This is a genomic window from Mesorhizobium sp. M0496, assembly GCF_040321205.1.
Classification (GTDB): domain Bacteria; phylum Pseudomonadota; class Alphaproteobacteria; order Rhizobiales; family Rhizobiaceae; genus Mesorhizobium.
On the sequence record NZ_JAMYRC010000056.1, the window covers coordinates 1 to 14,660 of the forward strand.

Sequence of the window (14,660 nt, forward strand, 5' to 3'; positions counted from 1 at the left end):
TCCTCTGTAACGAGAAAGCCTCTCAAGAATCCCTCTTTTCCTACTTGGCAAGAGCAAATCAACTTATCTGCGATTCCCCTGCCCTTGAGGGGGAGATGGCCGGCAGGCCAGAGAGGGTCGGTTCGACTGGGCTCGGCCCAATGCAGCAGATCAGGTTGGCGCTTCACGCGAGACGACCCCCTCTGTCGCCTTCGGCGACATCTCCCCCTCGAGGGGGGAGATTATCCGCTTCCCTACTACTCCAACCCGAACACCAGCTTGCCGAAGTGCAGGCCGCCGGCGGCCATGTGTGTGTAGGCTTCGACCGCTTCGTTCTGCGAAAACACCTTGTCGACGACCGGCTCGATCCTGGCTGCACCGATGGCGCGGGCGGCGTCGCGAAGGTCGGACACCGATCCGGTGTTGTTGCCGACCACCTTCAATGCCTTGATGATGATCGGCAGCAGGTTGATGGTGGCCTCGGCGCCGGTGACGAAGCCGATGGTGAACAGCGTGCCGCCAGGCGCGGTGGCGTTGACGGCGCGGGCGAAGGTGGCGGTGCCGCCGGTTTCGACGACAAGGTCGGCGCCGAGGCCGCCGGTCAGTTCCAGCACCTTGCCGTCCCAGTCGGGCGTGGCGCGATAGTTGATGAGATGATCGGCGCCCAATGCCTTCGCCCGCTCCAGCTTCTCGTCCGACGACGAGGTGATGACGACGGTGGCGCCGGCGGCTTTCGCAAGCTGCAAGGTGAAAATCGAGACGCCGCCGGTGCCGAGCAGCACGACGACCGAGCCCGGCCCGACATCGGCGGCACGGATGGCGTTCCAGGCGGTGGTGCCGGCGATCGGCAGCGTCGACGCCGCCTCGAAGGAGAGATGTGCCGGCATCGGCACGACCGAATTGGCCGGCAGCGCGACATATTCGGCCAGCGACCCCGGCAGCGAAACGCCGCGCATCTGCGTCATCTCGTAAGGCCGCGGCCGGCCACCGATCCAGCGCGGCTTGGCATGGACGACGACGCGATCGCCGACGGCGAATCCCGTAACCCCCTCGCCCAGCGCGGCGATCTCGCCGGCGCCGTCGGCGACAGGGACGAGCGGAAAGCTCGGTCCGGGATAATTGCCGCTCGCCACCGCGACATCGACAAAGTTGAGGCTCGCCGCACGCTGGCGGATCAGCACCTCGCCGCGCTGCGGTTCGGGGGTGGCAATGGTGGCGGCGCGGAAGGCGTCCAGCCTGGGTTGGCTCAGTTCGATGGCTTTCATGGTTTCACTCCGGTGGGACGATTGATGGGTTGAGTGAAGCTATCTGGTGCGATATGTCTGGATAATCCTTGCTTTTTACATTTCAGTACTGTGATTTATGCAGCAATCTCACGAGCCGATGACCCTTGCCGAAATGGCGGCCTTCGCGGCCATTGCCGAGGCGCGTTCCTTCACCAGGGCGGCGGCGCGTGTCGGGCGCGACGCGACCATCTTGTCGCGGCGCCTGCAATCGCTGGAGGAGCGGCTGGGCGTCAGGCTGCTCCATCGCACGACGCGCAGCGTGTCGCTGACCGAAGCGGGCGCCGAATTCTTGGTGCGGGTGCGCGCCATCCTCGCCTCCGTGGACGAGGCCGAGGCTGCCGCGTCGGCGCATGCCGGCGGCGGCCCGCGCGGTCTGCTCAGGCTGGCGCTGCCCGGCACGTTCGGGCGCATGTGGATCGGGCCGCTGCTGCCTCAATTCCTTGCCGAATTTCCCGATGTCCGCATCGAAGCCGAATTCTCCAACCGTTTCGCCGATCTGGTCGCCGAGAATTTCGACGTCGCCGTGCGGCTCGGCGCGCTGGAGGATTCGCGTCTGGTGGCGCGCAAGGTGGCGACGCGGCGGCGACTGCTCTGCGCCGCTCCTTCCTATCTCGCCCGAAGGGGCAGACCGGAGACACCGCAGGCGCTGCTTGAACATTCCTGCCTGGGCTTCAGCGGTTTCCAGACCTTTCCCGCCTGGGAGATGACCGACGGCGAGGGCCGAAGCATTCGCGTCGAAGTATCCGGGCCGTTGGTCACCGATGATGCCGAGGTGCTGGTCGAGGCCGCCGTGCAAGGCGTCGGCCTGATGATGAGCACCGACTGGTTGGTCGGCCGCGAACTCGCCGACGGACGGCTGGTGCCAATCCTGGAGGACTGGACGCTGGCCGACGAAGGCGCGATTTATGTCGTCACGCCCTCAACCAAGGGACAAGCCGCCAAGACCCGCGCCTTCGCCGACTGGATCGGCAAGCGCTTCGCGCCGGAGCCGCCGTGGCGGGGCTGAGGGCTGCCAAAGTGATTGGCCGGCAGGCAGAGAAGCGCACTGTCCCGTGCAGGCACAATATCCTTGCCGCACCTTCAGAATACATGTGAAGGGCAAAGTCCGGAGACTCGCCGATATCAGCGCTCTTCACTGAGCTGCCAGCGGCGTGCCTATATCCGAAACGAGTTTGACGAGATCGGCTTGGCGTCTCGTGCCGGTTTTGGCGAAGATACGGTTGAGGTGGGTCTTCAAGGTGTTTTCGCCGATACCGAGCGCCAGCGCGCTCTTCGACGCGGACAATCCGCTGCCGATGCGCAGCAGGACCCGCGCCTCCGCGGGCGTAAGATCGAAAAGAGTGGCGAGAACGGCTTCCGGGAGTGGAGAAGAAGACGTCGTGGTCGAAACGAAGACGGCGGCACATGCGGGCCGAAAAGCCGCGCGAGCGGTTCCTTCGGTCAGCGGCAATATATAGGCGACGGCGGGCGGCTGACCCGGGGCCGAAATAGGCAGGCCTATACCGCGGGAGCCAAGCGAGGCATCCGCGCTCGCGGCACTGGCGATTGCATCCAGCAGGGCGCGGGCCACCGCCGAATTCTGCACCTGGAGCAGGCCGTTCCTGGAAAAAATGGGACCTTGCAGCGAAAACATCCGTTCGGCCGCCCCATTGGCATGCAGGATTGCCCCGTTGGCGCCGGTAAGAACGACAGGCACGGCGAGATGATCGAGCACCTGGCGATAAAGGTTGGCGGTCACGCGGGCCTGATCGAGCAGATCTCCAATCAAGGACGCACGGCGCAGGTGCGGCGAGAGCAATGCCAGGAAGCGCTGTTCTTCAGCTGATATGATTCCTCTGTCGGCCCGCGTCGTGCAGCCCATGAGCCCGATACGGTCCGGCGTATGGACGAATTTGGTGATGCAGGCTTCGCGCAATCCCTGCGGCTTGGCCCAATTCTGGAAAAATGGCGTCTGCTGGAGGTCGGCTTCGCTCATATGCGACAGCGTCGCAACGGGCGTATCGATGTCGCCGACAACCGCGGCCTTCAGCCCGGGAATTGCGTCGAAGTCATAATCCTCCTGAAGCACGCGCATCTGCACGGGATCCCAGGGCGATTGGGCCGCGAAGCGGCCATGATTTCCGGCAGTGCTGGCAAGCGCGACGGTGGTATAGGCCGCGTCGACGGCCTCCGTGATCCGGGTCATTACCCCGGCCCAGCCGTCCGGATTCAAAACGCAATCATAGATATCGCCGATGATCGAAGAAAGAACTTCGCCGCTTAGCCTCTCCACCATGCCTCCTATTCCTGGCGTGCCCACCTCCTTGGATGACGGGCAGCGGTTCGTTGTCTCGTTGCAAGAGGCCGGTCTCACCCCGAAGGATCTTGCCGCGTCATACTTTCGGGTGATGCCACGCGTGGTTATACTCAGTTATGGGTCTAATACGATCGGTTGAACGCCAAATGCTTAACCGTCCTGGATTAGAAAACATTTCGTTCGATATTCTTCGAAGTTGCGGGTTATCGGGGTGTTCCATTGTCACGAAAGACGGTGTTTTCATCGGCTCAACTGCCATCGCATCTCAATGATCGCGATCGATTTTCCCTCTGGCAAGACATCCATGTCGCGCAGATTTGGTCGGTCGAATACGGCATATCGGAAAAGCTCCCTTTCGAAGCCGCGATCGAAGCCACGGCTGTCGGATCACTGGTTCTTGGCCAGATGTCCGGAACGATCAAGCATGCAACGAGGAAGGCCAGCAATATCGCCGATGACGGCAACGACGGTTATCTCCTGCTGATCAACAAATCCGACTCGCTGTTGACCGGCGCCCAGGCCGGCCGCGACTATGGTGTCGGGCAGGGAGAAGCGGTGCTGGTCACGGCATCGGAGGCGCTGAAAATGGCCGGCGCCGACAGCAATGTGTGGACAAACGTGGTGGTCCCGCGCGCTGTCCTGACACAGGCCTTCCCGCAGATCGATGACAGGCTGGCGATGAAGATCAGCGCCGAGAACGAAGCTCTCGATCTTCTCAAGCGGTATTGCCAACTTCTTGAAACCGGCCGCCCTCTCGTCTCGCCCGATCTGATAGCGCACGCGACGGAAACGATCGTCGATCTGATCGGCCTGGTGACAGGCGCCAAGGGTGAGGTTGCCGAACTGGCCGGCTTGCGCGGATTGCGCGCGGCCAGGCTGCAAGCGGTCCTGGCGAAGATCGCGGACAATTTCGCCAGCCCCGGCATCTCGGCGCAAGGCGTAGCGCAAGAACTCGGCCTGTCGGCGCGCTATGTCCACGATCTTTTGCAGGAGTCGGGTATCAGCTTCTCCGAGCGCGTTCTCGAACTGCGCCTGCAGACGGCCCACAAAATGCTTTCGCAGAGACAGAATGGCGAGATGCGCGTCAGCGAAATCGCCATGATGAGTGGCTTCAGCGATGTGTCGTATTTCAACCGCTGCTTTCGCCGCCGCTTCGGCTACACGCCAACGAGCGCGAGGTAGATCGAGAGATGGCCGGAACTCGGACAAACGATTTCCGATTCCCCCTTTTCGAAAGCCGTGATCCAGCGGCGATCGATGGCGCCAAACTGCCACAGTAGACGAAAAAATTAGGGCACCGCGCTCCAGTCCAATTCCGGTGCGGTCCTGCCCAAGACAACAACCGGGCTCCGGTGACATGTCGGCCCCAGGGTGAAATGACTGCCATGTCAGGGGATTGAATGCTGCAGAATATATTTGGATGCCGCAAGGCGAAGGCGTTGAAGTATCTGGCGCTGACGTCGACGGCGCTGGTCGGTCTTGGCCAGCCGATCACCGCCACCGCCGCCGATATCTGGAACGGCACCACCTCCACGGATTGGTTTACCGCCGGAAACTGGAGCGCTGGGTCGGTGCCGACGGCGGCCGATATTGTATATATCAGCAAAACGACACCGAATCCGACTGCTATCAACGCTGGCAGCGCTTTTGCGGACGATATTTACCTTTCGGGCGGCAGCCTTGTCATTTCGAACGGTACGTTGACGAGCGGCCGAGCATTCTTATCCTGGGGGGATAACTCGACTTCTGACGTCACCGTGAATGCGGGTTCCTCGTGGACCAGCAGCAGCAGTCTGGTGGTTGGTAGTTTCGGGCTGGCTACGCTCGATATCCTCAATGGCGGTGTCGTGACGGATGTTGTGGGTATTGTTGCCGGCGGCAGCAACGCTCAAGGCGTCGTAAATATCGATGGCGCCGGCTCGACGTGGCTTAACACTGATAGGCTCACGGTCGGCAGTTCCGGCGTTGGCGCGGTAACGGTTTCCAACGGCGGCAAGGTCATCAGCGACAGCGCCTATCTTGGCCTATATTCAGGTTCGACCGGCTCGGTGACGATCGATGATGCGACCTGGACAAACAATGGAGCGCTCTATGTCGGCCATGATGGCGACGGCGAGCTGGCGATCATCAACGGCGGCGCAGTCAGCAACGACGCGGCCTATGTTGGCAAATCGGCGGGCTCGACCGGCATGGTGTTTGTCGGCGGCGCAGGTTCGACCTGGACCAACAGCGGGAATTTGTCCGTCGGCCTCGACGGGACAGGCACGTTGATGATCTCGAGCAGCGGAAAGGTCAGCAATGCTTCGGGTTATGTTGGCGCCTTGGCGGGTTCGATCGGCAAGGTGTTCGTCGACAACTCGACCTGGACAAACAGCGGATCGCTGAGTGTCGGCGATTTCGGCACCGGCACTCTGGCGATCAGCCACGGCGGCGGCGTCAGCTCCAGCGGGGGGGCTATTGGCGCGAATGCCGGCTCGACCGGCACCGTGTTCATCGAAAATGCCGGCTCGACCTGGACCAACAGTTCCAACCTGGCTGTCGGCGATTTCGGCACCGGCACTCTGGCGATCAGCGACGGTGGCGCTGTCAGCAATGACAGGGCCTATGTCGGCAAGTCCGCGGGCTCGACCGGCATCGTGATCGTCGCCGACTCGACTTGGACAAACAGCGGATCGCTGATCGTCGGCGATTTCGGCAAGGGCGCTCTGCAGATCACCCAAGGCGGCGCTGTCAGCAACAGTTGGGCAACTGTTGGTGCGAAGGCGGGCTCGACCGGCATGGTCTTCGTCGACGGTGCCGGCTCGACCTGGACCAACAGTTCCAACCTGGCTATCGGCGACTTCGGCACCGGCACTCTGTCGATCACCAACGGCGGCGCGGTCAGCAATGCCTGGGGCTATGTCGGCAACTCTGCGGGCTCGACCGGCATGGTGGCGGTCGACGGTGCGGGATCGAAGTGGACAAACAGCGGGAATCTCTACGTCGGCGGTCTCAGCACGGGCACGCTGACGATCTCGAACGGCGGCGCGGTCAGCAGTGACGACCTGTTCGTCGGCTACCAGGGCACCGGTGCACTGCACATCGTGAACGGCGGCAAGCTCACCAACCAAGCCGCGAGCCTCGGCGAAGTCGATACCGCAACGGCGACCGCGACGGTGGACGGGCCGGGATCCTCCTGGAGCACCGATGACGTTCTTGCCGTGGGCGCTGGCGGTCACGCGACACTTTCCATCACCAACGGCGGTTCAGCAGATGCCGATGCCGTCGTTGTCGGCGGGGCGACGACAGCCGCTGGTGCAGTTGCCGTCGACGGGGTGGGTTCGAAATGGACCAACAAGAACGGCCTGTACCTTGGCGATCAAGGAAGCGGCACTCTTGCCGTCACCAATAGCGGCGTAGCCTCCGGCGGCTTCGCCTACATGGCGATGGGTGCCGATGCCACGGCCCAGGCAACGATCAACGGCACGGATTCGCTGTGGGAGATGCATGGCGACCTGCTGATCGGTTTTGGCGGTACGGCTTCGGTGACGCTCTCGAACGGCGGCAAAGTTGTGGTGGACGGCCTTACCATGATCGCCAGTCAGGCCGGCTCGACCGGCAATCTCAACATCGGCGGCGCGGCAGGCTCCGCGGCGACGGGCGCCGGCATCTTCGATCCGGCCGCGTTGCAGTTCGGCGCCGGCACCGGCGCGCTCAATTTCAATCATACCGAGGCAAACTACGCCTTCGGCGCCACCATCAGCGGCCTGGGGACGATCAACCAGATCGCCGGCAACACCAACCTGACCGCCGATTCGGGCGGCTTCACCGGCACCACCAATGTGAGTGGCGGACGGCTGGCGGTGAACGGTTCGCTGGCCAACTCGCTGGTGACGATCACGGGTGGCACGCTGGGCGGCAACGGCACGGTGGGCGGCATCGTGGCGCAGTCGGGCGGCATCATCGCGCCGGGCAATTCGATCGGCACGCTCAATGTCGCGGGCAATCTCGACCAGGCGGCGGGCTCAATCTACCAGGTCGAACTGAACTCGACCGGCCAGTCCGATCTCATCCACGCGACGGGCACGGCGACGATCGCCGCCGGCGCGGTCCTTGACGTGATCAAGACGGACGCCGCACCTTACGTGGCGGGCACACATTACACGGTGCTGCAGGCCGACATGGGCGTTACCGGCACCTATACGATCAGCGGGCTAGGCCCGTTCACCGGACTCTCTGCCAGTTACGATCCGACGCATGTCTATCTCGACGCGGTGCAGGCAAAGTCCTTCGCACAGGTCGGCCTGACGCCCAACCAGATCGCCACCGGCACCGGCGCCGAAAGCCTTGGCAATGCCAATCCGCTGTTTGATGCTATCTTTGCTTTGCCGAGCGAAGCCGCCGCTCAAGACGCCTTCGACCAGCTCTCCGGCGAGATCCATGCCTCGGCCAAGGGCACGTTGCTGGAAGACAGCCGCTTCGTCCGCGACGCCGCCACCAACCGCATTAGCGCCGCCTTCGGCGATGCCGGCAGCACTGCTGCCCTGCCCGTCATGGCCTATGGCGAGGGCGGCCCGGAAATGGTCGCCGCCGACACCGACCGTTTCGCCGTCTGGGGCCAGGCCTTCGGCTCATGGGGCAATACCGATAGCGACGGCAACGCCGCCGCCTTCGACCGCTCGACCGGCGGCCTGCTGGCCGGCGCCGACACGCTGGCGGGCGGCTGGCGTATCGGTCTGCTCGGCGGCTACAGCCATTCGTCTTTCGATACCGATGCTCGCAATTCATCGGGCAAGAGCGACAACTATCATCTCGGTCTCTATGGTGGCACCAATTGGGGCGCCATCGCCTTCCGCACCGGCGCCACCTACAGCTGGAGCAGTTTTTCGACGAAACGCTCGGTCGCCTTCGACGGTTTTGCCGACGCGCTGTCGGCCGACTACGATGCCGGCACCGCGCAGATGTTCGGCGAACTCGCCTACAAGGCCGATGCCGGGCGCTTCAAGCTCGAACCCTTCGCCAATCTCGCCTATGTCAGCGTACACACCGACGGCTTCACCGAGACAGGTGGCGATGCCGCGCTGACCAGTGCCGGTTCAACCACCGATGCCACCTTCACCACGCTAGGCCTGCGCGGCTCGACCGATTTTGCGCTTGGCGGCATGAACGCCACCGCGCGCGGCATGCTCGGCTGGCGCCACGCCTTTGGTGACACAACGCCGCTGTCGACGCTCGCCTTCGCCGGCGGCGACGCCTTCACCATTGCCGGCGTGCCGATCGCCAGGGATGCAGCGGTCATCGAGGCCGGTCTCGACCTCAACATGTCGGCCAATGCGACGCTCGGACTGTCCTACTCCGGCCAGTTCGGCGGCGGCGGTGTCGACCAGGGCGCCAAGGTCGATCTCGGTATCAAGTTCTGACGACAGGCGGAAATGACATAGCCGCGCGGTCCATGAACCCGCCCGCCCCTACTCCGGCGACGGCACTGGTGGCTTCGACGTGACCGCGGCACCGAAAGCCGCGGCAATGACGGCTGCGATCCCGGCGCATTGCGTGGTGGTCAGGCTCTCGTGCAGGAACAGGAAGCCGGCCAGCGCGCCCAGTCCCGGCTCCAGGCAGGTCAGCGTGCCGTAGATGCGGGCCGGCATCCGGGTCAGCGCCACCATCTCCAGCCAGAACGGCAGCGCGCTCGAAAACAGGCCAACGAGCAAGGCACCGACCAGGATCGCCGGCGCCAGCAGCGCGGTTCCCGCTTGCGCCACGCCGAAGGGCAGCACCAGCACGGCGGCGATGGCCATGCCATAGGCGGTGGTGCGCGAGCCCAGTTCCGCGCCGGCTTTCTGGGCCAGCACGATATAGAGCGCCCAGAAGCCGCCGGCCGCCAGCGCCAGCATCACTCCGGTCGGGTCGAGCGGCGCGAGTGAATGAACGAAGGGCGATAACAGCACGATGCCGGCCACCGCCAGCGCGATCCAGGCAAAGTCGGTGGCGCGCCGCGAGGCCAGCGTCGCCACCAGAAGCGGCCCGGAAAACTCCAGTGCCACCGCGATGCCGAGTGGAATGGTGGCAAGTGCGGCGTAGAACAGGAGGTTGAGTGCGCACAGCGTCACCCCATAGGCGACCAGCCACGGCAAGGTGGCGCGCGACGGCCGCATCTGCCAGGGCCGCAGCACCGCGATCAGCATCAGCGCGCCGACGACGAGCCGCAGCGTCGTCGTGCCTTGCGCGCCGATCAGCGGGAACAGTCCCTTGGCGAAGGTAGCGCCGATCTGGATCGACACCATGGCCCCCATCAGCGCCGCTACGGGCAAGGGCGCGGCTTCGCGACGGGCTACCGGCGTCGATGTCATTTCAATTTCACCCTTCCCTGCCGCTCGGCGCAAGCCGCGTCGGCGGCATCGGGATAGGCCGAACCGGCCCGCCTGTCATGAGACAGCAGCCGACTGACTGCTAGGACACGGCCAGGAAACCGGGAGCCGGTTACTGCGCCGCCGCCAGCCGTGGACCGGTCTTGGCGTCGACGATTTCCGGCTTCGCGCTGTCGACCGCACCGTCCCAACCGCCGCCAAGCGCCTTGTTGAGGGCAATGTAGTTGGTCGCCAGCAGGACGCGGCTCTGCAGCAGCGAATCCTCGGCCGAGTAGAGCGAACGCTGGGCGTCGAGCACGTCGAGAAGGCTGGTCTCGCCGGCCTTGTAGAGCATGCCTTCGAGCTGTGCCGCATCGCCATAGGATTTCGCCGAAGAGGCCAGTTTGCCGATCCTGATGCGCTCCTGTGACAACAGCACGAGCGCGTTCTCCACATCCTCCAGCGCCGTCAGGACCGAAGACCGGTAGGCGATGAAATATTGATCGCGTTGCGCCTTGGCGATCTCGACAGCCGCCTTGAGCTGGCCGGCATTGAACACTGGCACGCTGAGCGTCGGCCCGAACGACCAGCCGATCGACGAATTCTTGCCGAGGTCGCCGAGCTTCAGCGCCGCCGTGCTGATGTCTCCGGTCAGGCTGACCGAGGGATAGCGGGCCGCCTCGGCCTGGCCGATCTTGGCGGTGTATTGCGCGTATTGCCGTTCCGCCATGCGCACGTCGGGACGCGACAGCAGGATATCGGCGGGAATGCCGGTCGGGATCGGCAGGCGCGGCGTCGGGATCGGCGCGCCGCCCTTCAGCCGCTCGCTGAGTGCAGCCGGCGGGCGGCCGGTCAGCACCGAGAGACGATGCACGGCCTCGGCATAGCTTGCTTCCAGTGTCGGGACCGCGGCTTCGGTGCTGCTCGCTTGCCCCATCGCCTTGGCGACGTCGGCGGCGGTTGCCGTGCCCGCCAGCGCCATGGTGCGGGTGAGTTCGGCCGTCTGCCGCTGCGATACCGCCGAGCGCCTGGCGAGCGCGATGCGCGCCTGATAGCCGCGCGCCTGGGCATAAGTGGATGCGACGTCGCCGACCAGGGTCAGAAGCGTTGAGCGCAACTCCTCCTGCGAGGCGTCCAGCCCGTAGCGCGCGGCCTCGACGCCCCTGCGGTTGGCGCCGAACAGGTCGAGCTCCCAGCTGGCGTCGAAGCCGGCCTGGTATTCGTTGTAGGTGGCATTCGAGCCCGATGTGGTTTCAGCGGACTTGTTGCGGGTCGCGGAGCCGGAGCCGTCGATCGATGGCAGCAATGTGCCGGTGCTCTGGCGATAACTGGCGCGGGCCTCGCGGATCTTGGCCCTGGCGGTGGCGACATCGAGGTTGCCGGCAACCGCTTCGTCGACAAGCGTGTTCAGCGCGGGATCGCGCAGCCGCTGCCACCATCTCGACAATTGCGCCGGCTGGGCCGGCTTTGTCGGCTTCTGGCCGCTCCAATATGCCGGCATCGCCAGGATGGGCGTTTGATAATCCGGACCGACGACGCATCCCGCGAGCAGGACAGCGGTGAGCATAGGCGCAAGGAGCCGCCCCGCGGCCACCGAGCCACGTTCCAAACCTGTCATGTGAAGTTTCCTTATTGCTGGTTGGCCGTCACCGGCGTCTCGCCCGTATCTTGTTTTGCCACCTTGCCCTTGAAGATGCGGCGCACCGTGACGAACAGCAGCGGCACCAGGAACACGCCGATCACGGTCGCCGCGATCATGCCACCCATGACGCCGATGCCGACTGAGTTCTGCGCGCCGGAGCCCGCGCCGCTGGCGATCGCCAGCGGCAGCACGCCGAGGATGAAGGCCAGCGACGTCATCAGGATCGGCCGCAGCCGCTGTCGCGCCGCCTCCAGCGTCGCCTCGATGAGCCCCATCCCGGCTGTCTGCCGCTCGATGGCGAACTCGACGATGAGGATGGCGTTCTTGGCGGCGAGACCGATCGTGGTCAGCAGGCCGACCTTGAAATAGACGTCGTTGGACTGGCCGAACAGGCTCGCCGCCAGCAGCGCGCCGAAGATGCCGATCGGCACCGAGAGCATGACCGCGAACGGGATCGACCAGCTCTCATAAAGTGCTGCCAGGCACAGGAAGACGACCAGCGCCGAGATCGCATAGAGCGACAGCGCCTGGTTGCCGGACAGCTTCTCCTGATGCGACAGCCCGGTCCATTCGTGGGAGTATCCGGCGGGCAGCTGCGCGACAAGCTTGTCGATCTCGTCCATGGCGGCACCCGAGCTGACGCCTGTGGCCGCCGCGCCCTGGATCTCGACCGCCGCCGAACCATTGTAGCGTTCGAGCCTGGGCGAGCCGAATGTCCAGTGGCTGGAGGCGAAGGCCGAGAACGGCACCATGGCGCCGTTGGCATTGCGGACCTGCCATTTCCCCAGGTCTTCCGGTTGCATGCGGAAATTCGGATCCGATTGCAGGTAGACAGGCTTCACCCGGCCGCGGTCGATGAAATCGTTGACGTAGTCGCTGCCCCATGCGGTCGACAGCGTGTTGTTGATGTCGGCAAGGCTGACGCCCAGCGCGCTGGCTTTTTCCTGATCGATGTCGACCGAGAATTGCGGCTGGTCCTCCTGGCCGTTGGGCCTTGTGTTGGCGAGCACCTTGCTCTGCCCGGCCAGGGCCAGCAACTGGTTGCGCGTCTGGATCAGCGCGTCATGGCCGGCGCCATTGACGTCCTGCAGATAGAAATCGAAGCCGTTGGTGTTGCCGAACCCCTGGATAGCGGGCGGGGCAAGCGCGAAGACCTGCGCATCCCTGATCTTGGAGAACGCACCCATGGCGCGGCCTGCGATCGCCTGTGCGGCCATGGCAGGCGATTTCCGCAGGTCGAAATCCTTCAGCCGCACAAAGGCGATGCCGACGTTCTGCCCGGCGCCGCCGAAGCCGAAGCCGGAAGCGGTGAATACCCCATCGACGGCATCCTTCTCCTCTTTGAGGTAATGGTCGGTCACTTCAGCCAGCACGCGCTCGGTGCGGTCCTGCGTCGCGCCGACCGGCAGCTGCACACTGGTGATCAGGATGCCCTGGTCCTCTTCCGGCAGGAACGAACTCGGCAGCCGTGCAAACATCCAACCCACGGCGACAACGATGGCCAGGAACACGACGAGAAAGCGCCAGGACCGGTTGATGATGCCGTGCGAGCCGTTGCGATAGGCTGTTGTGCCGCGATCGAAGACGCGGTTGAACCAGCCGAACGGACCCGTCTGCGTCGCATGGTCCTTGGGTGGTCGCAGGATGGTGGCGCACAATGCGGGCGTCAGAACCAGAGCGACCAGCACGGACAGCACCATCGCCGACACGATAGTCACCGAGAATTGCCGGTAGATGATGCCGGTCGAACCGCCGAAGAAAGCCATCGGCACGAACACCGCCGAAAGCACGGTGGCGATGCCGATCAGAGCGCCCGTGATTTCTTTCATCGACTTGCGCGTCGCCTCCTTCGGCGACAGGCCTTCTTCCTGCATCACGCGTTCGACATTCTCGACAACGACGATGGCGTCGTCGACCAAAAGGCCGATGGCGAGCACCATAGCGAACATCGTCAGCGTGTTGACGGAATAGCCGAACAGCGACAGCACGCCGAACGTGCCGAGCAGCACCACCGGCACGGCGATCGTCGGGATGATGGTGGCGCGCAAATTCTGCAGGAAGATGAACATCACCAGGAACACCAGCACGATCGCCTCGGCCAGCGTCTTGACCACCTCCTCGATCGACAGCCGCACGAACGGCGAGGTGTCGTAGGGATAGACGACCTCGACCCCTTGCGGGAAGGTCGAGCTCAGCCGGGCGATCGTCGTGCGCACCGCCTCGGCGGTGTTGATGGCGTTGGCGCCGGTCGCCAGGTTGACGGCGACGCCGGCCGCCGGCTTGCCATTGTAGTTGGCTTGCGTCGTATAGCTTTCGGCGCCGAGTTCGACGGTGGCGACGTCATTCAATCGGACCAGCGAGCCGTCCGTCTGGCTCTTCAGGATGATGTTGCGGAACTGCTCGGCAGTCTGCAGCCGGCTCTTGGCCGTCACGGTGGCATTGAGCTGCTGGCCCTTGCGCGCCGGCAGGCCGCCGAGCTGGCCGGCCGAAACCTGCGTGTTCTGCGCTTCGATCGCGGTAGCAACGTCGCTCGGCATCAAGGCATATTTGGCGAGCTGGTCGGGGTCGAGCCAGATGCGCATGGCATAGCCGGAACCGAACAGCTGCGTCGAGCCTACACCCTCGACGCGCTTCAGCGTGTCGTTGACGGTGGCATCGACATAGTCGGCGAGGTCGGTCGAATTCATCTTGCCGTCGGTCGAGACGAAGCCGATGACCATCAGGAAGCCGGTCGAGGATTTGGAAACGGTGATGCCATTGCTCTGCACCACCTGCGGCAGCTGCGACTGCACCAGCTGCAGCTTGTTCTGCGTCTGCACCTGGGCGGTGTCGGGATCGGCTGCGGTGGTGAAGGTCAGCGTGATCGAGGCCGAACCGGTCGAGGTCGACGTCGCTGTCATGTAGTCGAGATTATCGATGCCGGTCATGCCTTGCTCGATGACCTTCGTCACCGAGTTTTCCACCGTCTGCGCATCAGCGCCCGGATAGGTGGCGCTGATGTTGACCGTGGTCGGCGCGATCTGCGGATATTGCGAGATCGGCAGCGAGGTGAGCGCCAAGAGGCCGCCCAGCATGATCACGATGGCGATCACCCAGGCAAAGATCGGCCGATTGATGAAGAATACGGACAT

General features: G+C 64.2%; 8 protein-coding genes. 3 read left to right on the plus strand and 5 right to left on the minus strand.

All coding sequences use genetic code 11. The features are described 5' to 3' along the window. Window positions 1–236 precede the first annotated feature (236 nt). Window positions 237–1,244, minus strand: a complete 1,008-nt coding sequence (locus tag NKI73_RS29990) for a zinc-dependent alcohol dehydrogenase family protein (protein WP_352635229.1) — start codon at window positions 1,242–1,244, stop codon at window positions 237–239. Between the two features lie 97 nt (window positions 1,245–1,341). On the opposite strand from NKI73_RS29990, the gene NKI73_RS29995 reads away from it, so the two are divergent. Beyond that, window positions 1,342–2,271 (plus strand): LysR family transcriptional regulator, encoded by a 930-nt coding sequence (locus NKI73_RS29995; RefSeq protein ID WP_352635231.1) that lies wholly within the window; start codon window positions 1,342–1,344, stop codon window positions 2,269–2,271. Window positions 2,272–2,397: 126 nt separating this feature from the next. Here NKI73_RS29995 and NKI73_RS30000 read toward each other — a convergent pair whose 3' ends face one another. Next, on the minus strand, window positions 2,398–3,540 hold the full coding sequence (locus NKI73_RS30000; RefSeq protein WP_352635233.1) for a helix-turn-helix transcriptional regulator: 1,143 nt from the start codon (window positions 3,538–3,540) through the stop codon (window positions 2,398–2,400). A gap of 240 nt (window positions 3,541–3,780) precedes the next feature. On the opposite strand from NKI73_RS30000, the gene NKI73_RS30005 reads away from it, so the two are divergent. Further along, the gene (locus tag NKI73_RS30005) at window positions 3,781–4,743 is read left to right on the plus strand and encodes an AraC family transcriptional regulator (protein ID WP_352635235.1); all 963 of its coding nucleotides are present in this window, start codon (window positions 3,781–3,783) and stop codon (window positions 4,741–4,743) included. Window positions 4,744–4,961: 218 nt separating this feature from the next. Continuing rightward, a complete protein-coding gene (locus NKI73_RS30010; RefSeq protein WP_352635237.1) occupies window positions 4,962–8,960 on the plus strand; it encodes an autotransporter domain-containing protein in 3,999 nt (1,332 codons plus the stop codon). Between the two features lie 48 nt (window positions 8,961–9,008). Here the strand turns inward: NKI73_RS30010 and NKI73_RS30015 are convergent, their stop codons facing one another. From NKI73_RS30015 to NKI73_RS30025, 3 genes are all read right to left on the minus strand, one after another. Continuing rightward, complete coding sequence (locus NKI73_RS30015) at window positions 9,009–9,890, minus strand: EamA family transporter (protein WP_352635239.1); 882 nt, start codon at window positions 9,888–9,890, stop codon at window positions 9,009–9,011. A 130-nt stretch (window positions 9,891–10,020) separates the two neighbouring features. Then, window positions 10,021–11,505 carry an efflux transporter outer membrane subunit gene (locus NKI73_RS30020; protein ID WP_352635241.1) on the minus strand — a complete coding sequence of 495 codons (1,485 nt, stop codon included), beginning with the start codon at window positions 11,503–11,505 and terminating at the stop codon, window positions 10,021–10,023. A gap of 11 nt (window positions 11,506–11,516) precedes the next feature. Beyond that, complete coding sequence (locus tag NKI73_RS30025; protein ID WP_352635243.1) at window positions 11,517–14,660, minus strand: efflux RND transporter permease subunit; 3,144 nt, start codon at window positions 14,658–14,660, stop codon at window positions 11,517–11,519.

Coding starts and splice junctions, on each gene's coding strand:
- NKI73_RS30020 (WP_352635241.1), bottom strand. CDS start 11,505: ATGACAGGTTTGGAACGTGGCTCGGTGGCCGCGGGGCGGCTCCTTGCG.
- NKI73_RS29995 (WP_352635231.1), top strand. CDS start 1,342: ATGCAGCAATCTCACGAGCCGATGACCCTTGCCGAAATGGCGGCCTTC.
- NKI73_RS29990 (WP_352635229.1), bottom strand. CDS start 1,244: ATGAAAGCCATCGAACTGAGCCAACCCAGGCTGGACGCCTTCCGCGCC.
- NKI73_RS30015 (WP_352635239.1), bottom strand. CDS start 9,890: ATGACATCGACGCCGGTAGCCCGTCGCGAAGCCGCGCCCTTGCCCGTA.
- NKI73_RS30010 (WP_352635237.1), top strand. CDS start 4,962: ATGCTGCAGAATATATTTGGATGCCGCAAGGCGAAGGCGTTGAAGTAT.
- NKI73_RS30000 (WP_352635233.1), bottom strand. CDS start 3,540: ATGGTGGAGAGGCTAAGCGGCGAAGTTCTTTCTTCGATCATCGGCGAT.
- NKI73_RS30025 (WP_352635243.1), bottom strand. CDS start 14,660: ATGTCCGTATTCTTCATCAATCGGCCGATCTTTGCCTGGGTGATCGCC.